The 23,658-nt window shown below is 61.2% G+C and carries 19 protein-coding genes; 3 read left to right on the forward strand and 16 right to left on the reverse strand.

Going from position 1 to position 23,658, the window contains the following annotated elements:
• Nucleotide 1: 1 nt before the first annotated feature.
• Nucleotides 2-1,798 (reverse strand): maltose alpha-D-glucosyltransferase, encoded by a 1,797-nt coding sequence (treS, locus tag AC0J5Z_RS19550; RefSeq protein WP_475035669.1) that lies wholly within the window; start codon nucleotides 1,796-1,798, stop codon nucleotides 2-4.
• Nucleotides 1,798-3,903, reverse strand: a complete 2,106-nt coding sequence (locus AC0J5Z_RS19555) for an alpha-1,4-glucan--maltose-1-phosphate maltosyltransferase (protein WP_475035670.1) — start codon at nucleotides 3,901-3,903, stop codon at nucleotides 1,798-1,800. The genes treS and AC0J5Z_RS19555 overlap by 1 nt, the downstream gene beginning before the upstream one ends.
• Nucleotides 3,904-4,007: 104 nt before the next feature.
• On the opposite strand from AC0J5Z_RS19555, the gene glgP reads away from it, so the two are divergent.
• On the forward strand, nucleotides 4,008-6,632 hold the full coding sequence (glgP, locus tag AC0J5Z_RS19560; RefSeq protein ID WP_475035671.1) for an alpha-glucan family phosphorylase: 2,625 nt from the start codon (nucleotides 4,008-4,010) through the stop codon (nucleotides 6,630-6,632).
• 119 nt (nucleotides 6,633-6,751) lie between these two features.
• Here the strand turns inward: glgP and AC0J5Z_RS19565 are convergent, their stop codons facing one another.
• From AC0J5Z_RS19565 to glgX, 6 genes are all read right to left on the reverse strand, one after another.
• The gene (locus AC0J5Z_RS19565) at nucleotides 6,752-8,707 is read right to left on the reverse strand and encodes an ABC transporter ATP-binding protein/permease (protein ID WP_475035672.1); all 1,956 of its coding nucleotides are present in this window, start codon (nucleotides 8,705-8,707) and stop codon (nucleotides 6,752-6,754) included.
• Nucleotides 8,708-8,766: 59 nt separating this feature from the next.
• Nucleotides 8,767-9,807, reverse strand: a complete 1,041-nt coding sequence (locus AC0J5Z_RS19570; RefSeq protein WP_475035673.1) for a hypothetical protein — start codon at nucleotides 9,805-9,807, stop codon at nucleotides 8,767-8,769.
• Between the two features lie 164 nt (nucleotides 9,808-9,971).
• Entirely contained in the window at nucleotides 9,972-10,793 is an 822-nt protein-coding gene (locus tag AC0J5Z_RS19575) for a hypothetical protein (protein WP_475035674.1), read from the reverse strand.
• Between the two features lie 653 nt (nucleotides 10,794-11,446).
• Nucleotides 11,447-11,806, reverse strand: a complete 360-nt coding sequence (locus AC0J5Z_RS19580; RefSeq protein ID WP_017198045.1) for a barstar family protein — start codon at nucleotides 11,804-11,806, stop codon at nucleotides 11,447-11,449.
• A gap of 8 nt (nucleotides 11,807-11,814) precedes the next feature.
• The gene (locus tag AC0J5Z_RS19585; protein WP_475035675.1) at nucleotides 11,815-12,294 is read right to left on the reverse strand and encodes a guanyl-specific ribonuclease; all 480 of its coding nucleotides are present in this window, start codon (nucleotides 12,292-12,294) and stop codon (nucleotides 11,815-11,817) included.
• 29 nt (nucleotides 12,295-12,323) lie between these two features.
• The gene (gene glgX, locus AC0J5Z_RS19590; RefSeq protein ID WP_475035676.1) at nucleotides 12,324-14,438 is read right to left on the reverse strand and encodes a glycogen debranching protein GlgX; all 2,115 of its coding nucleotides are present in this window, start codon (nucleotides 14,436-14,438) and stop codon (nucleotides 12,324-12,326) included.
• A gap of 239 nt (nucleotides 14,439-14,677) precedes the next feature.
• On the opposite strand from glgX, the gene AC0J5Z_RS19595 reads away from it, so the two are divergent.
• Nucleotides 14,678-15,487, forward strand: coding sequence for a carbon-nitrogen hydrolase family protein (locus tag AC0J5Z_RS19595; RefSeq protein WP_475035677.1), 810 nt, complete (start codon nucleotides 14,678-14,680; stop codon nucleotides 15,485-15,487).
• A 227-nt stretch (nucleotides 15,488-15,714) separates the two neighbouring features.
• On the opposite strand, the gene rlmB is transcribed toward AC0J5Z_RS19595, so the two are convergent.
• From rlmB to AC0J5Z_RS19625, 6 genes are all read right to left on the reverse strand, one after another.
• A complete protein-coding gene (rlmB, locus tag AC0J5Z_RS19600; protein WP_475035678.1) occupies nucleotides 15,715-16,707 on the reverse strand; it encodes a 23S rRNA (guanosine(2251)-2'-O)-methyltransferase RlmB in 993 nt (330 codons plus the stop codon).
• 80 nt (nucleotides 16,708-16,787) lie between these two features.
• Nucleotides 16,788-18,242 (reverse strand): cysteine--tRNA ligase, encoded by a 1,455-nt coding sequence (gene cysS, locus AC0J5Z_RS19605; RefSeq protein ID WP_475035679.1) that lies wholly within the window; start codon nucleotides 18,240-18,242, stop codon nucleotides 16,788-16,790.
• Nucleotides 18,243-18,277: 35 nt separating this feature from the next.
• Entirely contained in the window at nucleotides 18,278-18,631 is a 354-nt protein-coding gene (locus AC0J5Z_RS19610) for a hypothetical protein (RefSeq protein ID WP_475035680.1), read from the reverse strand.
• Complete coding sequence (gene ispF / locus AC0J5Z_RS19615; protein ID WP_475035681.1) at nucleotides 18,624-19,181, reverse strand: 2-C-methyl-D-erythritol 2,4-cyclodiphosphate synthase; 558 nt, start codon at nucleotides 19,179-19,181, stop codon at nucleotides 18,624-18,626. The genes AC0J5Z_RS19610 and ispF overlap by 8 nt, the downstream gene beginning before the upstream one ends.
• Complete coding sequence (ispD, locus tag AC0J5Z_RS19620; RefSeq protein ID WP_475035685.1) at nucleotides 19,181-19,963, reverse strand: 2-C-methyl-D-erythritol 4-phosphate cytidylyltransferase; 783 nt, start codon at nucleotides 19,961-19,963, stop codon at nucleotides 19,181-19,183. The genes ispF and ispD overlap by 1 nt, the downstream gene beginning before the upstream one ends.
• A gap of 121 nt (nucleotides 19,964-20,084) precedes the next feature.
• On the reverse strand, nucleotides 20,085-20,567 hold the full coding sequence (locus tag AC0J5Z_RS19625; protein ID WP_011690592.1) for a CarD family transcriptional regulator: 483 nt from the start codon (nucleotides 20,565-20,567) through the stop codon (nucleotides 20,085-20,087).
• Between the two features lie 293 nt (nucleotides 20,568-20,860).
• Between AC0J5Z_RS19625 and AC0J5Z_RS19630 the strand changes: the two genes are divergently transcribed.
• Nucleotides 20,861-21,403, forward strand: coding sequence for a hypothetical protein (locus AC0J5Z_RS19630; protein WP_475039799.1), 543 nt, complete (start codon nucleotides 20,861-20,863; stop codon nucleotides 21,401-21,403).
• Between the two features lie 197 nt (nucleotides 21,404-21,600).
• On the opposite strand, the gene AC0J5Z_RS19635 is transcribed toward AC0J5Z_RS19630, so the two are convergent.
• Both AC0J5Z_RS19635 and AC0J5Z_RS19640 read right to left on the reverse strand, forming a co-directional pair.
• Complete coding sequence (locus AC0J5Z_RS19635) at nucleotides 21,601-22,281, reverse strand: response regulator transcription factor (RefSeq protein WP_020608526.1); 681 nt, start codon at nucleotides 22,279-22,281, stop codon at nucleotides 21,601-21,603.
• Nucleotides 22,278-23,534, reverse strand: coding sequence for a sensor histidine kinase (locus AC0J5Z_RS19640; protein WP_475039801.1), 1,257 nt, complete (start codon nucleotides 23,532-23,534; stop codon nucleotides 22,278-22,280). The genes AC0J5Z_RS19635 and AC0J5Z_RS19640 overlap by 4 nt, the downstream gene beginning before the upstream one ends.
• Nucleotides 23,535-23,658: the final 124 nt, after the last annotated feature.

Consider the following 23,658-nt stretch of genomic DNA (forward strand, 5'->3'; position numbering starts at 1 on the left):
CTCATCCTTTGGAGGTCACCACGGGAATCGCCTGGGTAAAAGGCGACGAGGGGTTGGAAGATGCCGAGCGGACCCGCAGCCAATAGAAGCTGTGGCTGCCCAGCATCACGGTCAGATGACCGTTGTCCCCGACGGCCGGGAATGGCTGGCCGCCGAAAATATCGCGCAGGCCGCGGCCTGCAAACTCAGGCACGTCCAAGGTCGCCGCCACGGGGTGCTGGGAGAGGTTGAAAACGCAAAGAATAGTTTCCGCGTCCTCCCCTTCCGGGTTGCCCGCCGGCAACTCCCGGACATAAGCCAGCACCACCTCGTGGTCCGCCTCGATATGCCGGAAGCCACCTAAACCAAACACCGGGTGGTTTTTCCGGACGCTGAGGATCTGGCGGGTCCAGCGCAGCAGCGAACCGGAGTGTGCGGCCTCGGCCTCAACGTTGGCCATGCTGTAGTTGTAAACCAGCGACTGTATGACCGGAAGGTAGAGCTTGCCCGGATCGGCTCCGGAGAAACCCGCATTGCGGTCGGGGTTCCACTGCATCGGGGTACGGACGGCATCGCGGTCATCGAGCCAGATGTTGTCTCCCATACCGATCTCATCCCCGTAGTACAGGAATGGGCTGCCAGGAAGGGAAAGCAGCAAAGCGTTGATGAGCTCAATCTCGGCGCGGGAGTTATCCAGCAGCGGTGCCAAACGTCGGCGTATGCCGATGTTGGCCCGCATCCGGGGATCAGGGGCATACCAGCCGAGCATGGCGGCACGCTCTTCCGCGGGCACCATCTCCAGCGTCAGTTCATCGTGGTTCCGCAGGAAGGTCCCCCACTGTGCCCCCTTGGGGATCGCCGGGGTGTTCCGCAAGGTCTCGATGATCGGCGCAGCCTTCTGGTCCCGCAAGGCGTAGTACAGCCGCGGCATGATGGGGAAATGGAAGGCCATGTGGCATTCAGGGGCTTCCTCGGTGCCAAAATACTCCACCACTTCATGCGGGGGTTGGTTTGCCTCGGCAATGATCACCCTGCCGGGGTAGTTCGAATCCACCATCCGCCGCAGGTCCTGCAGGAACGTGTGAGTTGCCGGCAAGTTCTCGCAGTTGGTGCCGTCTTCTTCGAACAGGTAGGGAATGGCGTCGGCACGGAAGCCATCGATGCCCTGGTCGAGCCAGAACCGGATGACGTCATAGAGCGCCTCCACCACCTTGGGGTTCTCGAAGTTCAGGTCAGGCTGGTGGCTGAAGAAGCGATGCCAGAAGAACTGGCGACGGATGGGATCGAACGTCCAGTTGGATTCTTCGGTGTCAACGAAGATGATGCGTGCGTCCTGGTACTTCTCGTCCGTATCGCTCCACACGTAGAAATCGCCGTAGGGACCCGTCGGATCTTTGCGCGACTCCTGGAACCAGGGATGCTGGTCCGAGGTGTGGTTCAACGGCAGGTCGATGATCACCCGGACGCCACGGGCGTGGGCCTCGGCAACCAAGCGCTTGAAATCGCTGATGGTGCCGAACTCGTCCAGCACGGACGTATAGTCCGCGATGTCATAACCGCCATCGCGCAACGGGGAATGGAAGAACGGCGGCAACCACAGGCAGTCAACGCCCAGCCACTGGAGGTAATCCAGTTTCTCGATCAGGCCGTGGAAGTCGCCGGAACCATCCCCGTTGGCGTCCGCAAAGGCCCGCACCAGTACCTCATAGAAGACTGCCTTGCGGTACCAGTGCGGATCATGCTGGAGACCTGGGGCGTTCAACTCGAAGGTGTTCTTCGGAGTGAAGTACTGGCTGGGGTTCTGCGGAGAAAAACTCACTAAGGCTGCCTCCGGATGCTCAGTATGTGTGCCGGCTCAACGTGGGCATCCAGGCGGACGTAGTTGTGCTCGCCCCATTCCCAGCTCTCGCCGCTGATCAAGTCGTCCACCCGGAACCGGCCGTCCTCATTGAAGTCCGAGGGGTCCAGTTGCAGGGCTTCCAAGTCCAGGGACACCGTGCTTTCGCGGGTGCTGTGAGGATCCACGTTGACCACAATGATCAAAGTGTCCTTGGTGCCGTCCGGGAGCGTCTTGTGCTTGGAGTACACAATCGTTGCGTCGTCGGTACTGCTGTGCAGCGTCAGGTTCTGCAGGTCGCCCAAGGCCAGGTGGTTCTTGCGGATGGTGTTGAGCCTGGTGATGTACGGCGCCAAGGTGCGCCCTGACTCAGCAGCACCTTCCCAGTCCCTCGCCTTGTACTCGTACTTTTCGTTGTCTATGTACTCCTCGGCGCCCGGACGGGCCACGTGCTCGTACAACTCATAACCGGCGTAGACGCCCCACAGCGGGCTTGCCGTAGCTGCCAACGCGGCCCGGATGCGGAATGCGGCCGGACCACCGTACTGCAGGTACTCGGTGAGGATGTCCGGGGTGTTCACGAAGAAGTTCGGCCGGAAGAATGCCGCTGTCTCGTGGCTGACCTCGTGGAAGTACTGCTCCAACTCCGTCTTGGTGTTCCGCCACGTGAAGTAGGTGTAAGACTGCTGGAATCCTGCCCGGCCCAAAGCATGCATCATCGGCGGGCGTGTGAAGGCTTCCGCCAGGAATACAACCTCAGGGTTCTTTTTGTTGATCTTGCCGATCAACCATTCCCAGAACCACACGGGCTTGGTATGGGGATTGTCCACGCGGAAAACCTTGACGCCGTGGCTGATCCACAGCTGCACGATCCGCAGGATTTCCTTGGAAAGGCCGGCCGGGTCATTGTCGAAGTTCAGGGGATAAATGTCCTGGTACTTCTTCGGCGGGTTTTCTGCGTACGCGATGGAGCCGTCCACGCGCGTGGTGAACCATTCGGGGTTGGACGTGACCCAAGGGTGGTCCGGAGCTGCCTGCAGGGCGAGGTCCAAAGCAACTTCGAGTCCCAGCTCGTTGGCGCGGGCCACGAACGCGTCAAAGTCCTCAAACGTCCCCAGTTCCGGGTGGATGGCGTCGTGGCCACCGTCCTTGGACCCGATCGCCCACGGCGAACCTGGATCTTGGGGTCCTGGCGTCAACGTGTTGTTACGGCCCTTGCGGTGCTGGAAACCGATCGGGTGAATGGGCGGCAGGTAGATGATGTCGAAGCCCATGTCCGCCACGGCGTCGAGCCTTTTGGCTGCCGTGCGGAAATTGCCCGAAGTCCACACACCAGTGGAGTGGTCCAACACAGCGCCCTCGGAGCGTGGGAAGAACTCGTACCAGGAACCGCGGCCGGCGAGGTCACGCTCCACCTGAAGCGGGAAACGCTCTGAGACTGTCACCAGCTCGCGGATCGGAAGGCGTCCGACGGCGGCAAGCACCTCCGCGCTGAAACCGGCGCCAAGGCGCTCCTCGGCGGTCTTGGTAGTGTCGGCCAGCACGACGGAAGCGGCACGCAAGGTGCGCTTCTCCACAGCGCTGCGCCCGGCGTCGTCGGCTGCCTCTGCCAGGAGGGCAGCGCCCTCGGCGAGCATCAACTCGACGTCAATGCCTGCCCCCACCTTGACCTCGGCGTTGTGGTGCCAAGTGCCATAGCGGTCATGCCAAGCCTCGATGACGAAAGACCAGGCGCCGGTGCCGCTTGGCGTGATCAAACCCTCCCAGCGGTCCAGGCCTTTCCACTGCTCCCCCTGTGCCGGGGTCAGGCGAACGCTCTGGCGCTCCTTGCCCCTGGGATCGAGCAGCACAGCGGACACGCCAAGCTGGTCATGGCCTTCACGGAAGACTGTGGCGCCGACAACGAGGTCCTCGCCAGGCAAGGCCTTCGCCGGGAAACGGCCACCCTCGACTACCGGTTGAACGGCCGTGATGGGGAACCGACCGAACCGAAGTCCGTCGGTGATGTCCGTTTTCGTCTTGGATTTCAGAGCGGTGATGGTTCGCACGGTATTCGTCACAAGCACGACGTTAGCGAGAAACATCACAGAATGCTAAGCACACGACCTTTCTGCTCGACGCAAGATGTCTTTTACCTAAAAGAAACCCAATGCAGTTCCGACTGCCATGTGAGTCCGTTAGTGTGGCGCTCGTGAAGGCTATTCGAAGGTTTACAGTCCGTACCGTCCTCCCCGAGCCCATCCGGCCATTGGCCCGTTTGGCGACCAATCTGCGCTGGTCCTGGCACCGGCCCACACGGGAACTTTTTGCGAGCCTCAACCCGGCTCTCTGGGAGGCATCGCAGCACGACCCCATAGCCCTCCTGGGGTCGATCAGCCGTGAACAGCTGCAGGATCTGGCCAACAATGGCGAGGTTGTGGAACGCGTGCAGCACGCCGCGGCTGACCTGGACCGCTACCTCAGCGAACCGCGCTGGTACCAAAGCCTGGGCGAAGACGCTCCGGCCTGCATCGCGTACTTCTCGCCCGAATTCGGCATCACCGAAGTCCTCCCGCAGTACTCGGGCGGCCTCGGAATCCTCGCCGGGGACCACCTCAAGGCTGCCTCCGACCTCGGCGTCCCGCTGATCGGCGTCGGGTTGCTGTACCAAGCCGGATACTTCAAGCAGTCGCTGTCGCGCGACGCTTGGCAGCAGGAAACCTATCCCGTGCTGGACCCCGACGGACTCCCCCTGACGCTGCTCCGCCACCCGGCCAAGGACGGTGGCCAAGGCAAACCCGTCCACATTTCCCTCCCGCTGCCCAACGGCCGCGAGCTTCACGCACATGTATGGCGTGCCGACGTCGGACGCGTTCCGCTGCTGCTGCTGGACTCCAACGTCCCCTCCAACGACGAAGCCGCGCGCGGTATCACCGACCGCCTCTACGGCGGCGGCGGGGACCACCGCCTGCAGCAGGAACTCCTCCTGGGCATGGGCGGCGTCAAGGCGCTGCGCGTCTACCAGGAGCTCACCGGCACGCCCGCTCCGGAAGTCTTCCACACCAACGAAGGCCACGCAGGGTTCCTGGGGATCGAACGCATCCAGGAAGCGATGTCCGACGCCAACCAGCCCCTCAGCTGGGACGAGGCCCTCGCCGCAGGACGCGCGTCCACCGTCTTCACGACGCACACGCCCGTACCGGCCGGCATCGACCGTTTCGAGACCGTGCAGATCAAGCACTTCTTCGAAGCCGGCCTGGCACCCGCCGTGCCCACCGACCGCATTCTGGAACTCGGCCGCGAAAACTTCGACGGCGGCAACCCTTCCGTTTTCAACATGGCCGTGATGGGCCTGCGCCTCGCGCAGCGCGCCAACGGCGTGGCCAAGCTCCACGGCGTGGTGTCCCGCGAAATGTTTGCCGGGCTCTGGCCAGGATTCGACCACTCCGAAATCCCCATCACCTCCGTTACCAACGGCGTCCACGTACCCACCTGGGTGGATCCCCGCATCTCATCCCTGGCACGGAACCAGTTCGGTGCGGAAGCCGAAGCACTGGGACGCTGGGACCTGGCCTACAACGTCAGCGACGAGGACGTCTGGTCGCTCCGCCGCGAACTCCGCGCACAACTCATCGACGACGTCCGACGCCGGCTCCGGGCATCATGGAAGAAGCGTGGCGCTGCCGATGCCGAACTCGGCTGGACCGACTCCGTACTGGACCCCGACGTCCTCACGATCGGATTCGCACGCCGTGTGCCCACCTACAAGCGGCTTACGCTCATGCTGCGCGACCCTGCCCGTTTGAAGGCCCTGCTGCTTGACCCCAAACACCCCATCCAGTTGGTCATCGCGGGCAAGTCACACCCCGCAGACGACGCCGGCAAGAAAATGATCCAGGACCTGGTCAAGTTCACGGACGACCCCCAGGTCCGGCACAGGATCGTGTTCCTGCCCAACTACGACATCGCCATGGCGAGGACACTGTTCCCGGGCTGCGACGTCTGGCTCAACAACCCGCTCCGACCGCTGGAAGCCTGCGGCACCTCCGGCATGAAGGCCGCCATCAACGGTTCGCTCAACCTCTCCGTCCTGGACGGCTGGTGGGACGAAATGTACGACGGCGAGAACGGCTGGGCAATCCCCACAGCCAACAACAACGCGTCCTCCGAGGAGCGCGACGACATCGAGGCATCAGCACTCTACGAGCTGCTGGAAACCCAGGTAGCACCGCGCTTCTACGGCACCACGGTGTCCCAAGGCGCCGGAGCAGCAGGTCCATCCGAATCCAGCCGTGAGACAGTGCCCACACACTGGGTGTCCATGATCAAGCACACGCTGGCTAACCTGGGCCCCGCAGTTTCTGCAGAACGCATGCTCCACGACTACGTCAACAACCTCTACTGCCCGGCCGCTGTGTCCGGACGACGCGCTGTTGCCGAGTCCTTCAAGGAAGCCAAGGAACTCGCTGCCTGGACTTCCAAGGTTCGGAACGCCTGGCCCGAGGTAGTGGTGGAACACGTTGACTCCGTGGGCGTCTCCGAGGAACCCCAGGTGGGCGACGCACTCCAAGTCAACGCCTACGTGGCCCTCAACAACCTCACCCCGGACGACGTCACCGTGGAAGTAGCCTTCGGCCGCGCGGAAGAAACCGACGAGCTCGAGGACATCGTGGTAGCCGAACTGGACTCCCTGGAAGATCTCGGCGGCGGACGCCACCTGTTCAGCGGCTCTCTGGTGATCAACCGCTCAGGGTCCTTCGGCTACACCGTACGGGTGTTCCCGAAGCACACGGCGTTGGCTTCCAAAGCTGAACTGGGATTGATCGCGAACGCCTAGATCTTTGTCCTCCGGGACGTTCCTGGCCCGCTGTTCCGTTGTTGCCCAATAACGGATAAACGGGCCAGCGACGTCGGAGCAGGGCTCAGGGCAGCATGACTCCTTTTCACCCTCATTCTCTAGCCGCGAATGGCAATAGCGGGATCTTTACGACTGGCGACCCATGCAGGGTATATGGCGCTTAGAATGCCGGTGGCCGCCCCGAGGAAGAGTCCAACCAGCCAAAGCTCTGGGGGCAACACGGGCGGCCAGGTCTGGATCCAAGAGACACAAAGCGTGGTCAAGTTTCCGATGATGCCGCCGAGTGAACCTGCTGTAATTCCCACGATTAAGCCCTCCAAGATAAAGGAGCGGCAAATTAGCCATCGACTTGAACCGATCGCTCGTCGCAGCGCTATCTCCTCCGATCGGTTCTGAACGGTCAGGTACATCGCGGACGCCGCCGTGATGACAGCCAGGAGCATCAGGACAAGGGATAGCAATGCGATGAGTGACCCGAGATCATTTGAGACACCCTGCCTGATCGACTGAATATCGGCCGTGACGTCTACCCTTGCCTTCCCTGGGTCGCTCGGCGAGTATGCCAGCGGAGCCACTCGCGCGATCGCAGCGGAGAAGCCCTTTTCGGTTCGAACTTGAATTTTTAGTTCTGCTCTGGAGACAGCACTCATGACACTGGCATCCACGAATACGGAGTTAGTGTACTCAGGAAAATTTGAGCCGGGGTCGAATACGCCAACAACCGGCACAAGTCGGTCATCGATCCAAATGCTCGCCCCTGCCGACGGTCCGGTTTGCTTGCTGTACGGGACGTCGAGCGCAATTGCTGCCTTGGTCGAGACTACTGCGAGAGGACCCGCTCGTGGGTCGTCGAGGGCACTTCGGCTGTTGTGGGGAAATAGCTGCATTTCGAAGTCATTGAAGTAGGTCTTCGAGGAGGAATGAAGTGACAAAGGTGTTTCGGGTTCCAGGTCGGTGGGTCCAACTCGCGTAATACGTACGTCTGCCGGTACAGCTGAGTACACATAGGATGCGCCAACTACATGAGGAAGGCTGGCGATTCGATCTACCCCGGAACGAAGTCCATCGAAATCGTCTCGAAGCACAGCAGGTCCGCCTCCGACGGAGATGGACAGCCGATCCTGTGACGCGATTGCCAGCCGATTATTTATGGCATTCGAAGTGGTCGAACTGATGCCAAGGGCGCCCGTCATCCCGCCAATAGCAATCGCGAACGCGGTGATAAGAAGCATTGTTCGGAGAGCACGAGCGGAGAGGGCGGTAAATGCATCGCCCCAATCATCCAGTAGGGAGCGCGCGATGCGGGATACCCAAGTCTGCTGGCTTGATGCATCGAGAGGCGATGGGGCGGACGGGACGAGAAGATTCCGTCTTATTTGAGAATTGTCTTTGACATCACGGCTGATTCGACCGTCCCGGATTTCAATCTGGCGATCTGTTTGATTCGCCACATCCAAATCGTGGGTGATGATGATCACTGTGACGCCTCCGGAGTTGAGCTTCCGAAGGTATTCGATGACCCGACTGCTGTTGTTGGAATCAAGATTGCCTGTCGGTTCGTCGGCTAGGATGATCTGCGGGTGCGTCGCAATCGCTCGTGCTATGGCAAGTCGTTGTCGCTCACCGCCTGAGAGGAGCTTCGCTTGGACCTTGCGCTTATGCACCAGCCCAACGAACTCCAGCGCGTCCAAGGCAGCTGCGGCCCGTTCATCCATCGGCACACCTTGGACACGCAATCCGATTGCTGCGTTACTGATCACACTGTCGTCACCGATGACGTTCGAGGACTGGAAAACGAACCCAATCCGATGTAGCCGCACCGTGTCAAGGCTTCGTTCCGATGCGGTCTCGACGGCCTGCCCACGAATAGCGAGGCTCCCCGAGCTTGCTCTATCCAACAAGCCCATGATGTTCAAAAGTGTCGATTTCCCAGAGCCTGAAGGGCCCACAATGGAAACGAACTCACCGCACTCAATAGCCAGTGAGACGTCCAATAGAGCCGGGGCCTCGGCGCCGGGAAAGGTGCGGGAAACTCTCTGCAGGCTGATGGCCAATGCGTCATCCGAGTCCGTAGATTCCGCTGTGCCAGCTAGTCGCTTCGATCGTAAAACCGTCACGATATTTGGACCTCGTCTCCTTGGGCGAGGTCGCCAGAGACTGCGGCGAAACCTCCCCCTGACCGAAGAACCGTTACAGGGACACGCGTTGCAGAGACCTTCGAAGCTCTATCGTCCGGCGAGCTTCTAAGAACGTAGGTCCCTCCGGCATCCTGTCGAATGCCAGATAACGGTACAGCGAGGGCCTGCTCCGCAGTACCCTGGCCAGCCACAGTGACGCTTAAGTTGGGAGTCAATAGGGCAAGATCTGCCTTGTTGGTAGGTTCCACCATCACGGCATGTCCCGCGCGCTGTCCATTCCCCACATCCGTGAATGGACCTACTGAAGTTATCCGTCCGGTCACTAGCTTCTCCACGACCCTGACAGAGACTTCCTGCCCAGTCTTGAGGAATCCAGCCTGCTGGACCTCAGCGATGAACTCGACGAAGTTGTCTTCGGCCTGGAACCTGGCGAGAGGGCTTTCGGCCGTAACCTTCTGCCCTACCTCCAGAGCGGAGACGACGGTCGTACTGGCGACGGGGAGGACTATCAGTTGCCTGTACGGGATCGTCACCTCAGGGGTTTTCGAGTCGTCTAGTGCAGGGGCTTCGGGTGTAGCACTAGGTTCGACCTGACGATTTTTCACGGCAGTTTTTCTTCCGCTGCTCAAGGTGAATCCCTCGCTAGCAAAGAACGAGGATGCAGCTTCCATGGTTGCGCTGTCCATGTGACCAGTTTCGTAAGAGAGATACCCCACCTGCATCAGCGCCCGTTGCAAAGCCGAGACGTCATCTCCCTCATCGCCTAGTGAGAGATCACGATACAACGGGAGCGGACCTGGCAGCACGAAATAGGGCTTGCCAGAGACTACACCAGCCAGGTCGCCCCACTTTAGCGCCTCCCCAGCCTGAAGTGTCTGGCGCACGACAATCGGTTCTTGTCCCTCCAGATCGATCTGGATTGGCACTGCCGGGCCGGATTTGATAACTCCGGAGAATGCAAGACGGTCATCGACGATGCGGTTCTCAACCTTTGCATAGACCGGGACGTCAGCCATCGAGTCCTCTGGCCGAATGATCTCTGAACGACCAAAGATTGTTCCAGCCAGCAAGCCCACTCCGGCGGACATGGCTGCGGTGACTGCTAACAGGACGACAAGCCACCGTCGCGAGATTCGAGATAAGCCGACGGCTGCCGCCCCCTGCCGAGGTTTTTTATGGATCACTGCGTCTCTTTCAAGAACTTCTGAGCGACATCCACGTACTTCTGGCTCTTCTTCTTGAGTTCAGTAAGAACTGCCTCGTTCTGTCTGATGAGGGGCAGCTGGTAGCTTGCCTGAATATCACCAAGCGTTTGAGTTAGCTGGACTTTTTGATTACATTCGGCCTCAACCGTAGCGATTCGGATGCCCTCGGCGGCATCCGATGCCGACGGGTTTTGCTGATCTGCCCTCATCTGCAGGTCAAAGGACTGCTGGCTCGACCACTTGGCTTTATCGGCGTCCCGCCCCGGCGTCAAGCCTGCCGCTGAGATGCACTTGTCCCAGTTCTCCTTGGCATCCTTCCAAGCATCAGTTTCTGATGCCATGCTGAGGCTTTTCAAAGCGATCTCAGCCGCTGCCCCGCCATTCATCAGATCGTCGGGGGGAGTGATTTCTTCGATCCTGCTCTTTTCGCTGGCGAGACACTCATATCGGGCGTCCCCCCACTCGCCTGCCTCATCATGCTTCTGGTTCGATGGACCGTCTTCTCCAATAAGCCGGAAGCCGTGCTGCCTCACACGGTCAACGTTCCACACCCCGAAGTTCCGATTTTCCGCCTTCGGATAAGCTGCATTCGGATCATCTATGAAGCCATATTTCTTCATGCATGTAGTCATGATGACTTCCCTCGCAAGGAGAATTTGCGCGCGATCACTGGCCGAAATTCTATATACATCAACTGGGAAAATTATCAGGGAGTTCTCATAATCCAGCTTCACTTTCCCAGATGGATCCGGCGCGATTGACGCATCCGGACTTCCGGAACAAGATGAGATAGCCAAGGTTACGCCTATGGCAAGAGCGGGAGCGATGTAGCTATTCCAGCGTGCCCGACGTTCAGGAATTCTTATCGACACTTTTCGCGTCCAATCTTTTTTGTGCCTCGATTGGGTACCCGGGCCTGTTCCCGGAAAGCAACTTTGACCTGCCGAAACTCTAATTGGCAGGTCAAAGCACAAGCGCGCTCAGTTAGTGTAGATCGAAGCGCATGCTATGTTCAGCCACGGTGAAAACTGCTGATGTTGTCATTCCACGTTCCCAGGAACGGCACGTACCAACCCATGGCGGCCCGTGTGGGCTTTTTCATATCTTGGTCCTCATTTGGCTGGTGCGACTTGAGGCCAGCAATTAACTCCGCGTGTTCCCCAATACGCAAGTGGCGAGGCAGATAGTGTGCCTCGCCAAGAACATATCGCTCAACACTTTTAATTTCAAACTTTTGAAATAATCGGGATAATTATAGAAATATTCAATGTTTCGCGTCACGAATGAGTTGCATGCACCACTTAAGTGAATTTCGGCGGTAGTCATAGCTCACGTGGGAAACCAACGCTGATTACATCGCAGCTGCCCGTAAGACCAGCCAATGAAGTTGCCTCTTCGGGCGCGTGCCCACAAGGGTAGGACGCCGGTGCAGTTAGGCCCGCTGGCCCGACTAATTCTCGAAGACCGCGATGACGGCCAGGTCTCGTCCGGCGTAGCGCTCGGCGTCTTGGAGGATTTCGCAGACAACACCGAAGGACCGGTCCGTACGGTAGGCCGCGGGGACCTGCCAGAGCATAGTGACGGGGCTTCCGTCGTCCTCCGAGAGGGCGTCGGCGTAGTCGTGCAATGAGTCGTTTAGGGCGTCGAGGTTCACGCCGTAGTACTCGGGGAAATCGAGGACCTGGCCGAAGACCTCGAGTACTGCCTGCTTTGTGGTTGCCGGCGGGACCAGAAGTGTCCTTCGGCCGGCGTCGGAGATCTGCTCTTGCAGTTCTTCGAGGGTCCAGGTGTCCGCGGAGTAGATTTTCATGGGCTCCTCTATTTGCCTTCGACGATAAACATGAACGACTCGTAATGGTCAGGGGTGTAGTACTTGGCGGAGTCCTTGCCCACAATGATCCGGCGGGCACCCCGGTCAGACTCTCCCGGCGTGGGCACGGTGTATTCCTTGTAGAAACCGCCGGACTTCTTAGGCAGCAAACCCTCGAAGTTGCCGAAGTTCACGCCGTCGCGGTCGTAAGGGTACGGGCCGCCCTTCGCAATCAGGGCAAGGGTTTGGCGCGCTTCCTTGGGCAACTGCGAAGCATTGATGGTGGGCAGCGTGGAAGGGTTGGCGACAGCCGGGCTAGCAGCTGCCGGATTGGTAACGGCAGCAGCTGGTGACGCTGCCGTGGAGCCAGGTGCCGTCGTCGTGCTTTGCGTCGTCAGTGAGCCGCCGCCGACCATGGCGACCACCAGCACGACGACGGCAATCACCAGCCCCGCGAAGGCCACCAGTTTGCTGCGGTTGCGGTTCATCCGGTGGGCTCCCCTCGATGGTTGGTTGGCTACGTGCGGTAGATGTTGATGGTGTTGGCTTGCAGGATATCCCGCTCGCCCGAAGCCACCAACGCGCCCTTTCGTCGGTCGTGCAAAACCGAGGTGGTAAAGCGCAGCTCAAACATGCGCTTCCCGATGCCCGACTCGCTCAGGATCTCCGGCAAGACCATTTTTACGTCCTGGTTGCTTCCGTTCACCACAATCAAGCCCCGGATTTCACTGTCCTCGTGGCCCATCAGCAGCTGGACCGAGCGGACGGTGGGATCATTCCAGCGCGCCGGAGTCATCTTCTTACCCTTGTCGTCAAACCACTGAAGGCTCGAGTCGTTGGCCTGCCCGGGGAAGCTTTCAGGTTGGTGACGCAGGAACCAGCGCCGGAGTCGGACCAGTTCACGGGTAGTCCTGAACATGGCGTTGGCTTCCTGGGTCCGGCTCCAGTCCAGCCATGCCGTGGGATTGTCCTGGCAGTAGGCGTTGTTGTTGCCCTGCTGTGTACGCCCGATCTCGTCACCGGCTGTGATCATGGGAACGCCAATGGACAGCAGCAACGTCGCCATAAGGTTGCGGATGGACAGTGACCGGGCAGCCACGATGGCCTCGTTCTCGCTCCGGCCCTCGAAACCATGGTTGTAGCTTCGGTTGTCGCCGTGTCCGTCGCGGTTCTGCTCGCCGTTGGCCTCATTGTGCTTGCGGTCGTAGCTGACCAGGTCTTTGAGGGTGAAGCCGTCATGGGCGGTGATGAAGTTGACGCTGGCAAGGCGGGTGCGGCCGGATGATGCGAAGAGATTGGCAGAGCCCGCCATGAGCTCAGCCAAAGACGCCACCGAGCCACCATGTCCACCGGCCTCCATGGCAGCCCGGTCGGACAGCCAGAAGCTTCGGACGCCATCGCGGAAGTGGTCATTCCAGTCAGACCATCCCTGCGGGAAACGGCCGGTCTGCCAGCCACCGTAGCCAACATCCCAAGGTTCGGCGATCAGCTTGACCGCAGAGAGCACCGGGTCCTCGGCAATTGCTTGCAAGAAGGGGTGCTGGGGATCGAAAGTGTTGCTGGCATCCCGGCACAGTGTCACTGCGAGGTCGAAGCGGAAACCGTCCACATGGAAGTCATTTACCCAGTACCGCAAGGAATCCAGTGCCAGATCCACCACTACGGGATCACTGAAATCCAAGGTGTTGCCGCATCCGGTGGTGTCCAGGTAGCGGCCATGGGCATCGTGCCGGTAATAACGCTTCTCTGCCAAACCGCGGAAGCTCAGCGGCGGCCCGTCAGGCCCGGCCTCGGCGGTGTGGTTGTACACCACGTCCAGGATGACCTCGATCCCCGCCGCATGGAGCAGTTTGATCATCCCCTTGAGCTCATCCTGCACCGCGTGGGGACCCGCACTGCGAGCCGCCTCCGTGGCGTAGTCGGCGTGGGGAGCAAAGAAGGCGGCCGTGTTGTAGCCCCAGTAATTGGTCATGCCCAGGTCCTGAAGGTGGGACTCATCCAGGTGGAAATGGATGGGCAGGAGCTGGACAGCAGTGATGCCGAGTTCAGTGAGATGCTGGATCATCACAGGATGCGCCATGCCCGCGTACGTCCCGCGGAGGTGCTCCGGGATGTCCGGATGGAGCATGGTTTGGCCGCGGACGTGGGCCTCATAGATCACCGATGTACGCATGGGCGTCCGGGGCGGATGATCGTCGCCCCAATCAAAGCCTGTATCCACGTGAACGCTTGTCAGGAACTCGCCCCGCTGGTCCACCGCGCGGCCGTAGGGATCGAGCAGCAGCGGTTGGTCACCGTCGTCGTCCAGGTCCAAAGCCGGGATGGACAGAGGGAGGCCACCCTCGCTGGGGGCAGCGCGGAAACCGTAGCGGGTGCCCGGCGGCATGCCGTCCACAAGGCCGAAGTGCACGCCGTCCTGCACATTGGACAGAATATGCGCGCGCCAAGGTTCGCCTGGTGCTTGGAACACCACTTCCACCCGGTCCAGGTCCGGAGCGAAAACGGCCACGTTCACCGAATGGTTCTGCGTGGTTTCGGCGTCGAAAACCCCGGGCTGGGGCGTGCTCAGTCCGAGGGGCCTGGGCTGCGACGCGTCCAGGGCAGCTTCTGTGTCAAAAATAGGCATAACCATTGCTTGCAAGTTTAGTTCCACGCCAAGTATGTACCGCGCGGGCCTGCCATGTGACGACGTTCAGCGTCGCGATTTCATTACTTGCCCGAAACTGGCGGGATTTTATCTGCCGCTCACGTGCTGGAATGCTGCATTCGTGCTGTCCGCGATTGAGCTGGTTCGCATCGATTGTGTCGCGTTCCACTGCCCCGGACCAGTGCGCTTGGCATACTGGGACGGAGACAACTGGAGGTTTTATCGTGCGCGTGGCACTTGCCCAAGTCATCACCGGCCGGGATCTGGCCGACAACCTGCGGCTCCTTGAGGAGTACGCCCGCCGGGCCAAGGAGGGTGGCGCCGAGCTGGTGGTCTTCCCGGAAGCGATGATGCGCGCGTTCGGAAACTCGCTGCTGGACGTTGCCGAACCATTGGATGGGCCGTGGGCGAGCCGGGTGCGATCCCTCGCTGACGAACTTCAGTTGGTGCTCGTGGCTGGCATGTTCACGCCGGGCACTCCCTCCGATTCGGGATCCCCGCGCGTGCGGAACACGCTCCTCGCCACCGGGCCCGGCGTGGACACGAGCTACGACAAAATACACCTTTTCGACGCGTTCGGTTTCGCGGAATCGGACACCGTTGAGGCGGGTGCAGATCCGGTAACGTTCGACGCCGGTGGCCTCACCTTTGGGTTGGCCACCTGTTACGACATCCGTTTCCCTGCCCTGTTTACGGCTAACGCACAGCGCGGAGCCATTGTGAATATCGTTTCCGCCTCGTGGGGATCCGGACCGGGTAAGGCCGAGCAGTGGCAACTTCTGGCCCGCGCCCGCGCAGTGGACACCACCACGTTCGTGCTCGCCTGCGGCCAGGGAGATCCTGCCACCCAAGGCGTTGAGGTCAAAGGCACCGCGCCCACCGGAGTGGGGTACTCCGCCGTCGTGTCCCCGTTCGGCCAGGTCTTGGAAGCCCTCGAAGGCGAACCGGGCATCATTTTCTACGACCTCGACCCCGCTGTGGTGGAGGATGCCCGCACCAAACTCCCAGTGCTGGCCAACCGCCGCGACTTCTAACGGTCACTCACATCCCTAGCCCTCCCCAGCAACGGACGTGAGAGAGCGACCGGCTCAAACCCGAGGGACATGAAAGAGCGTCCGAAGGCGCCGGAAGGGCCATCCGGAAGCGTGCGTCAAAGCGAGGACTGGGCCCACGCCGTCAGGGTTCCCTGGCCGAGCTTGCGAGGCTAGGGGGACGGTGGGGAGCACGCGGAGGATGGCGCTTGCGGCGCCTTAGCGGGAAACTACTTGGCGGCGCGCTGCCTTGACACTTCGTACAGCGAGATTCCGACGGCCATGGATGCGTTGAGCGACTCCATGGCGGAGTCGATCGGGATCGAGACGATCTGGTCGCAGTTTTCGCGGACGAGCCTGCTGAGGCCCTTGCCTTCGGAACCGACCACGATGCAGACGGGCTCGGTTGCAACGGTGAGGTCGGGCAGCGAGACATCGCCGTCGCCGTCCAGGCCAAGGACGTAGATGCCCATGTTCTTGAACTGCTTGAGCGCGTTGTTGAGGTTCGCAGCACGGGCAACCGGGACACGGACAGCGGCGCCGGCACTGGTCTTCCACGCGGACGCAGTGACACCAACGGAGCGACGCTCGGGGACGATGACGCCGTGGCCGCTGAAAGCGGATACGGAGCGGATGATCGCGCCGAGGTTGCGGGGGTCGGTGATGCCGTCCAGTGCAACGAAGATGGGGGCGTTGGAGATGTGCCCCTTCTTCCACTTGGCGAGGGTTTCCTCAGCGAGGTCGTAAGCGTCCTCGTATTCGTACGGCGGGATTTGCAGAACGAGGCCCTGGTGGACGGCGTCCTCTGTCATGCGGTCCAGCTCAGCCTTGCCGGTTTCGAGCAGCGGGATGCCACGCTCAGCCGCGAGTTTGAGGGATTCCTTGACGCGGTCGTCCATCTCAATCCGGATGGCGACGTGCAGGGCCTTGGCCGGGATGCCTGCGCGGAGGGCTTCGACCACCGAGTTACGGCCCGTCACGAGCTCTTCAGTGGCACGGCCCTTGGGACCCGAGCGGGCGCCGGCGCCACCGGGACGGGTGCCCGATCCGCGCTTGGCTGCTGAGCGCTCAGCGAGCTGCTTGTTCTTGTATGCCTTGTGGTAGGTGCGTTCCTCCGCCTTGGGCGTTGGACCCTTGCCCTCCAAGGCCTTGCGGCCGTGGCCACCGGTTCCGGTGGTGGGGCCCTTCTTCTGCTTGACCGACCGGCGACCATTATTGGCCATGAGATTCCATCCTTGATTTTGTGAGTAAGTCTGGAATCAAGTCTACTGACCCGATGCAATTCGGCTGTCGCGCCGGTTTGTCAGTCGCGCTTGAGGCTCCAGCTGGCGCCATCCGCACCATCTTCGACGACGACGCCGGCCGCGGCGAGTGTGTCGCGGATAGCATCGGATGCTGCCCAGTCCTTGTTGGCCCTGGCAGCGGCACGTGCTTCGAGTTGAGCTTCGATCAGCACTTCCAGAGCGGCATGCTCGCGCCCCTGGACAGCTTCCGGACGTTTCACCGAATCCAGGCCAAGAACTTCGGTCATGGAGAGCACGCCGTAGAGAGCGGTCTTCGCGACATCCAGGTCGCCGCCAGCCAAGGCCGTGTTTCCTGCCCGGACGGTTTCGTGCAGCACACCGAGGGCCTGTGGCACGTTGAGGTCGTCGTCCATGGCCGCGATGAAAGCAGTGGGCATGTTGGCCTGCGGGGAAACGTCCGAGGCGTCCGTGCCTACCTTGGCAGATGCCTTGTGAATGAAACCATCAATGCGCTCGACGGCGGCCGCGGCCTCCTGCAGAGAGGTGGGCCGGTAGTCCAGGATGGAACGGTAGTGGGCCTGGCCGAGGTAATACCGAACCACGCGCGGTGAGGCGAGCTCCAGCATTTCGGCCGGGCTCACGGTGTTTCCGATGGACTTGGACATCTTTTCGCCCTCGTACGTGACCATGCCGTTGTGCATCCAGAAGTTGGCGAACTCGTCACCGGCAGCCTGGGACTGGGCCATCTCGTTCTCGTGGTGCGGGAAGCGAAGATCCAGTCCTCCACCGTGGATATCAAACCGCGGGCCCAAATACTTAGTGACCATGGCTGAGCACTCGAGGTGCCATCCCGGGCGTCCGGCACCCCAAGGGGACTCCCACTTGGCTGTGACGGGTTCGCCGTCTTTGAAACCCTTCCACAGCGCGAAGTCGCGCGGATCACGCTTGCCGCGAGGGTCGGCGTCGGGCGCTCCCTGCATGTCATCGATATTCTGCCGCGTCAGCGAGCCGTACTTGCTCCACGAGCGAACGTCGAAGTAGACGTCTCCGGAATCGTCCAGTGCGGGGTAGGCGTGGCCGCGATCGATGAGACGCTGGATGAGCGCGTGCATTTCAGGGATATGGCCGGTGGCACGGGGTTCATAAGTGGGCCGTTGGACGCCGAGGGATTCGTAGGCGTTCTCGAATTCCTGCTCGTAGCGGTACGCCAAGGCCCACCACTCTTCAGCTTGGCGTGCCGATGGTTCGGCGTCCCAGTCCGGCCCGAACGACTGTGCGGACTTGGCCAGGATCTTGTCGTCGATGTCCGTCACGTTGCGCACCACAGTGACGCGCAGGCCACGGAATTCGAGCCAGCGGGTCAGTTGGTCGAAGGCGATGGCCGACCTGACGTGGCCCACGTGCGGCATTCCTTGGACTGTGGCCCCGCAGTAGTACACGCTGGCCTTGCCGTCTTCGAGGGGAACGAAGTCGCGGACTTCGGCGGAGGCGGTGTCATAGAAGCGCAGGGTCACCGCTCCAGATTAGCCGATGACGCGGCGTGACCTGCCTACTTGCAGTATTCGCCGATCTTGTTGAACTGCACCTTGAGCTTCTCCTGCTGGTCCTGGGTGGCTGCCCCGAGGGATGAAGCCGCCGCTTCGTCCATGATCGATGCCATCGCCTTGATGGGGTTCCCGATCTCCGGGGCCAGTTTGTCCGCGATCTCGTGGTAGTGCTCGGCGATTTGCTTGGACTGCTGCTGTTGGTTGCCGTCTGGCTTGAAGGTGTCGTTGTTCAGGAACTCGCAGCTGGCTGCCACATCCATTGTTGGCGTCCCTCCACAACCGCTTAGAAGGAGCGACGCGGCCAAGCCTGCTGACAACACAGTGGAACGCACGACGCCGGCGCTTGGCTTATCCATGTGGCGCACCTTTCGCGGGACCGGGCTCGGATGCGGCCGCTTTGTGTCCGGAAACCGGGTACACGAGAGCCGTGGCAACAGCGGATATTCCTTCGCCACGGCCTGTGAAGCCCAGGCCATCGCTGGTGGTGGCTGTGACGCTTACGGGAGCGTCGGCGGCCTCGCTCAGCACCCGCTGGGATTCTTCCCTGCGCGGCCCGAACTTTGGTCGGTTGGCCACGAACTGCACTGCGACATTGCCAATCTCGAATCCCGCTGCGCGCACGATGCGTGCCGCTTCACCGAGGAGCTTGACCCCGGAGGCACCGGCGAATTCGGGGCGGTCCGTGCCGAAATGGGTGCCCAGGTCACCGATGCCGCAGGCGGAGAAGAGTGCGTCGGCGGCGGCGTGGGCGACGCAATCCCCGTCGGAATGCCCTGAAAGTCCTTGCTCGCCTTCCCAGAAGAGCCCGCCCAGCCACAGCGGCTGGGGATCATTTTCGGGTGCGAATGCATGGACGTCGATGCCAACGCCGGTGCGGGGAAGAACCAAGTCCTGGTTCAGTGTCATTAGCCTTCCACCCACCGGATTCCGAGCGGGCCTTCCAGCAAGCCCTCAGCAATGATGAGGTCCAACGGGGTGGTGATCTTGAGCGACTGGCTGGCCCCGCGGACAGCGTGGACCGGAACGCCAAGGAGTTCCACCAGCATCGCGTCGTCGGTCACGGCTGCGGACTGCTTGTCGTCGAAGAGCCCGGCAGCTTCGTGTGCCCTGCGCAGTACGGCCAGTTCGAAACCTTGCGGAGTCTGCACGGCACGGAGCTCTTCACGGGGAGCGGTCCCCGTGACTACCTCCGGGGCGATGGAAGCGTCTGAGCCGTGCGTGTCGGCAACGGTCTTGATGGTGTCCACCACCGGCATGGTGGGAATGACGGCCTTCGCACCCGAGGCGAGGGCGTCGGAGACGCGTTGGAAAACCCGCTCGGGGGTCAGGGCACGCGCGGCATCGTGGACCAGGACCAATTCGGTTCCGTCCTCCAGCGCAGCCATGGCGGCGCGGACTGAATCGGCGCGGGAGGAACCGCCGTCGACAACTGAAATTTCGGGGCCGCCGTCCACCAGGTCAATGGTGAACTCGGAGATCGACGCGCGCAGGACCGTGTCCCCCTTGGGGACGGCGACGCAGATCTGGCGCGCGACATCCGAGGCAACCACACCACGGAGGGCATGCATCAGGATGGTTTCGCCGCCCAGCGGAACCTGGGCTTTGGGCATGCCGTAGCCGAGACGTTCACCGGAGCCGGCAGCAACCACGATCACGGCGGTGACGGCGCGCTTGGAAGGAATACTCATGCGCCCAAGATTATGCGGAATGTGCATGGAATACCCACATGCCGGGTAACTCCGCGCTGCTGCGGCTACTTCATGGCAAAAAGAAACCCGGCGGCGCTTTCGCACCACCGGGGATCAATTCTTAGGAAGCCAAGACCTCGTCAAGAACGCTTGCAGCCTTCTCTTCGTCCGTCTTCTCAGCCAGGGCCAGTTCTGAAATCAGAATCTGCCGCGCCTTGGCCAGCATCCGCTTCTCACCTGCGGAAAGGCCGCGATCGTGATCACGACGCCAAAGATCGCGAACGACCTCTGCCACCTTGATGACATCGCCTGAAGCAAGCTTCTCCAGGTTCGCCTTGTAACGACGTGACCAGTTGGTAGGCTCTTCAGTGAACTCGGCGCGGAGAACGTCAAATACGTGCTCCAAGCCTTCTTTGCCCACTACGTCCCGGACCCCAACAAGGTCAACGTTCTCTGCTGGAACTTCAATGGTCAGATCACCCTGAGCCACCTTGAGCTTGAGATACATCTTCTCTTCGCCCTTGATGGTGCGCATCTTGATTTCCTCAATTTTTGCTGCACCGTGGTGAGGGTAAACTACTGTCTCGCCGACCTCAAAAACCATGTGGACTTTCCCCTTTCCCGCAGATTAGTCTATCACGATTAAGGCATACGACTGGCATCCGGCAGGCCCTTCTACCGCGCCAATAAAGGGAATAAGGCCTTAAACGACTTCCTCCAAGGTCTTGACGTATTCCTGGAAAGATGCTTCAAGCAAGCAATGTGCGATCAAGATCTCCTCCGTTGGCGGCGCCACACAGCCTTCCCGAATCCTTGTTTCGGCGGGTTTGCCGATAGGCTATGGCTGAAAAGTGTTCCAATGACTCTTGAGGAGTAGGTGTCGTGCGCAATACTGCGATGAACCCTGTCCAGCGCGGCAAGCTGGCAATTGCGGCGGCTGCAATCGGCGTCGGTCTTCTGTCCGTCACCGGCTGTGGATTCGTCAACGCCCAGCAGACTACCCACCAATACTCGGCATCGGACGGGATCAAAGCTGATCTCGGTTCCCTGCAGCTGCGCAACATCCTGATTGTTGCCTCGGGCGAGAACGAGCCCGGCCGCGTTATCGGCGCCGTCTTCAACACCTCCAGCACCGACGCCACCCTCACCATGAGTGGTGCCAACGGCGCCCAGACCGAAATCCCGGTCAAGGCCAACGCGGAGAAGTACCTGAACGACACCGCGGATGCAGCGATCCTCAGCACCGCGGGTGTCATCCCCGGTGGTCTGACACCGATCACCATCCGCAGCGGATCCGATTCCGCTACGGTCAATGTCCCGGTGGTTGACGGCACCCTGCCCGAGTACGCCAAGTACCTGCCCACCACGCCGACCCCGACGGCAACGCCGACGTCGACGTCCACGGCTACGTCCTCAGAGGCCCCGGCCGCCGGACACTAGCAGGTAAGACACCGCAAGCCATATGACGAAGGAAGGGTCCCGCTGCGGCGGGACCCTTCCTTCGTAGTATGTGGCTGCCGCTGCGGACACCCATATTCACCAGTCTCACCCTGCCGGACTGGCGACACCCCAATCCGGGTGTCGCCAACCGCTCTCCGTGGCGCCAAGGAATATGCGCGTCCCCGGCGAGGGAAGCTTTACGGCTCGAATTTATAGCCCAGTCCGCGCACTGTGACCAGGTAACGCGGGGCAGAGGGATCAGGTTCGATCTTGCTGCGCAGCCGCTTCACGTGGACGTCAAGTGTCTTGGTGTCCCCCACGTAGTCCGAACCCCACACGCGGTCGATCAGCTGACCACGCGTCAAAACCCGGCCTGAGTTTCGGAGCAGCATCTCCAGCAGCTCGAATTCCTTTAGCGGCAGGGAAACCTGTTCCCCATTGACGCTCACCACATGGCGTTCGATGTCCATGCGTACAGGACCAGCCTGCACGGTGGACGTGATGAGTTCCTCCGGCTCGCCCTGCCGACGCAGCACCGCACGAACACGAGCTACGAGCTCGCGGGAGGAGTAGGGCTTGGTGACATAATCGTCGGCGCCAAGCTCCAAGCCAACAACCTTGTCGATTTCCGAGTCTTTGGCCGTCAGCATGATGACAGGGACACTGGAGCGCTGGCGAAGTTGTCGGCACACTTCCGTCCCCGGCGTTCCCGGCAACTGCAAGTCCAGAAGGACGAGGTCCGCGCCGTTTCGGTCGAACTCCACCAAGGCGTCGCTGCCGTTATCCACTACCTCGACGTCGAAACCCTCTTTGCCCAAGAGATAGGACAGGGGGTCGCTGAAGGACTCTTCGTCCTCCACAATCAGTATCCGGCTCAAGCGCTGGCTCCTTGCTCTTGGGCGCCGGTGGCGCCCCTGGGTTGTATCGCGTGATGGGGCTCGACGGCGGCAGCAGTCGCCGGAAATTCGGCTGGCGTAGCCGCAGTGGCAGTCGGAAGGCCGGCGTCGTCGTCCTGGCCTTCCATCTCCGGCAGGCGGATGGTGAAGGTTGACCCTTGGCCAGGCTGGGACCACACGGTCACCTCGCCGCCGTGGTTGGACACCACGTGCTTGACGATGCTGAGCCCGAGGCCCGTGCCGCCAGTGTGGCGGGATCGCGCAGAGTCCACGCGGTAGAAACGCTCGAATACGCGCTCCTGGTCCTCCGGCGTCAGGCCCTCACCTTGGTCCGTGACAGAGATGGCGACGACGCCCTCCCGCGTCCGGACGCCGACACCCACCCGCGTGTTTTCGGGTGAGTAGCGGATGGCGTTGTCGATCAGGTTGCGGAGGGCTGTGACCAAGAGGTCGCGGTCGCCGAAGACCAGGGATTCTGAATGGCCGCCTACCGCTATCTGGATGTTCTTGCTCTCCGCCGGCAGCTGCGACCGGTCCACCGCTTCTGAGATGACAGTGTTGATGTCCACGGCGTGGCCCTGCTGGGCAACGTTGGCGCCCTGCAAGCGGGAAAGTTCAATGATGTCCTGGACCAGGGCGGCGAGCCGCCCGGATTCCTTATGCATGCGTTTGGCGAAGCGCCGCACTGCTTCCTCGTCATCGGGCGACGCTTCGAGGGCCTCGGCCAAGAGCGAGATGGCGCCGACGGGGGTCTTGAGCTCGTGGGACACGTTGGCCACGAAGTCGTTGCGGATCTCCTCGGTGCGGGTGATCTCGGTGCGGTCGTCCGCCAACAACACAATGTATTCCTGGCCAAGCATGGCTGCCCGGACCTGGACAACAATGGTGCCCTTGCCCAAGGGACCACGCGGGAGTTCGTACTGCTTCTCCAGGATCACGCCGTCGCGGCGGACTTTCGCGGTCATATCCAAGAGCTGTTTGTGCACCACGGTGTGGCCACGTACCAATCCGTACGCATATGCGGCGGGGCTCGCGCGGACAACGCCGTCGATCGCGTCCACCACTACAAAGGCACGCCCGACGACGGCTAGTACTTCCGCTGCGCCGTCCGGCAGCAGAGGCTCGGTCACGTCCAAGTCAACAATGCTCCGTTGTCGCTCACTGATCCTGAACGCGAGCATGCCAAAGACGCCCAACGACAGGCCGACGAGGCCTGCGACGACACCTATGAGCAATGGATCCACGTGTCCAGCTTATGCTGTGGAAACACGTCAAAGCATTGATCAGGCGCCAAACGCGGACGGTTCAACTAACGTTCATCTAAAGGAGCCGAACAGTTCACTGGCCCCTGACACAGTT

This window comes from Paenarthrobacter sp. TRD_SC_7, from assembly GCF_056156245.1.

What these genes read in the sequence shown, in the direction of transcription:
- AC0J5Z_RS19585 (WP_475035675.1), bottom strand. Translation starts at nt 12,294, where the DNA reads ATGAACCGCAACCGCAGCAAACTGGTGGCCTTCGCGGGGCTGGTGATT.
- ispD (WP_475035685.1), bottom strand. Translation starts at nt 19,963, where the DNA reads ATGAGTATTCCTTCCAAGCGCGCCGTCACCGCCGTGATCGTGGTTGCT.
- ispF (WP_475035681.1), bottom strand. Translation starts at nt 19,181, where the DNA reads ATGACACTGAACCAGGACTTGGTTCTTCCCCGCACCGGCGTTGGCATC.
- AC0J5Z_RS19580 (WP_017198045.1), bottom strand. Translation starts at nt 11,806, where the DNA reads ATGAAAATCTACTCCGCGGACACCTGGACCCTCGAAGAACTGCAAGAG.
- AC0J5Z_RS19570 (WP_475035673.1), bottom strand. Translation starts at nt 9,807, where the DNA reads ATGGCTGACGTCCCGGTCTATGCAAAGGTTGAGAACCGCATCGTCGAT.
- AC0J5Z_RS19630 (WP_475039799.1), top strand. Translation starts at nt 20,861, where the DNA reads ATGAACCCTGTCCAGCGCGGCAAGCTGGCAATTGCGGCGGCTGCAATC.
- AC0J5Z_RS19625 (WP_011690592.1), bottom strand. Translation starts at nt 20,567, where the DNA reads ATGGTTTTTGAGGTCGGCGAGACAGTAGTTTACCCTCACCACGGTGCA.
- glgX (WP_475035676.1), bottom strand. Translation starts at nt 14,438, where the DNA reads ATGGTTATGCCTATTTTTGACACAGAAGCTGCCCTGGACGCGTCGCAG.
- rlmB (WP_475035678.1), bottom strand. Translation starts at nt 16,707, where the DNA reads ATGGCCAATAATGGTCGCCGGTCGGTCAAGCAGAAGAAGGGCCCCACC.
- AC0J5Z_RS19610 (WP_475035680.1), bottom strand. Translation starts at nt 18,631, where the DNA reads ATGGATAAGCCAAGCGCCGGCGTCGTGCGTTCCACTGTGTTGTCAGCA.